1 protein-coding gene and 1 pseudogene are annotated in these 1036 nt (G+C 48.4%); both read left to right on the top strand.

Features of this window, described 5'->3' with window-relative positions:
• Positions 1–217 (top strand): annotated as a pseudogene (locus tag ABUA34_RS14330) (molybdate ABC transporter permease subunit); the annotation flags it as partial.
• Positions 218–278: 61 nt separating this feature from the next.
• Positions 279–1036 (top strand): sulfate ABC transporter permease (locus tag ABUA34_RS14325; protein ID WP_349823547.1); only part of this gene is annotated, 758 nt, incomplete at its 3' end.

The raw sequence follows: 1036 nt of genomic DNA, 5'->3' as shown, positions 1-1036 counted from the left end.
AGGGATCGGAGAGTACGGCAGTGTCATCTACATATCGGGCAACAGCGCAAAGGAGCAGACGCAAGTCATATCATACGTGATCATGCAGAAGCTCAGCTACATAGACTATGCCAGCGCAACAGCCATAGCACTGGTGATGCTGATAATATCATTTGTACTGTTGTTCGCGATCAACATAGTACAGCTGAGACAGTCGAGAAGGACAAATCTACTATAAACCTATAATAAGTTACGACAATCATTGATGCGCAAATGCACAAACGAAAGGAGGAAGCACGATGAGCGAACAGGAAAAGCTGCAGCGCGGCAAGCGCAGGACAAAGATAATACTGATAACCGTGACGGTGCTTTTCATAGTGCTCATGCTTGTTGTTCCACTTATATCGGTGATAACAAGTGCGCTGAAGGAGGGCTTTAAGTTCTACCTGCAGTCCATCACGACAGAGTACGTGATAAGTGCACTTGGTGTCACACTTATTGCCACAGTCATAGCTGTGATGGTAAACACATTTTTCGGAATATGTGCGGCATGGCTGCTGACGAAGTTCTCCTTCAAAGGCAAGCAGGTGCTGGCGACACTGATAGACATTCCGTTTTCCATATCACCTGTCATCGTAGGTCTTGCCTACCTCATGACATTTGGAAGACTCGGATGGACGTATCCGGCGATCAGATGGATCAATGATATGCTGGGAACAAATATCAGGATAACTTTTGCAGTTCCGGGCGTTGTGCTTGCTACCATATTCGTGACATTCCCATTTGTGTCAAGGGAGCTTATCCCGGTGCTGAACGCGCAGGGTAAGGACGAGGAGGAGGCTGCGGCGCTCATGGGAGCGAAAGGCTTCACGATATTCAGAAGGATAACACTTCCCCAGATGAAATGGGGACTCATATACGGAATCATTCTCTGTACCGCCAGAGCACTCGGCGAGTTCGGTGCGGTAAATGCACTGTCCAAGACAAGGGGCGGGACATTTACACTTCCACTTGAGATCGATGCGCTGTACATGTCGGGAACGGAGGAATCCATCAC

This window comes from Coprococcus sp. RTP21428st1_C9_RTP21428_210409 (assembly GCF_040227395.1).
Classification (GTDB): Bacteria; Bacillota; Clostridia; order Lachnospirales; family Lachnospiraceae; genus Coprococcus; species Coprococcus aceti.
This window is presented reverse-complemented; position numbering and strand designations above follow the sequence as displayed.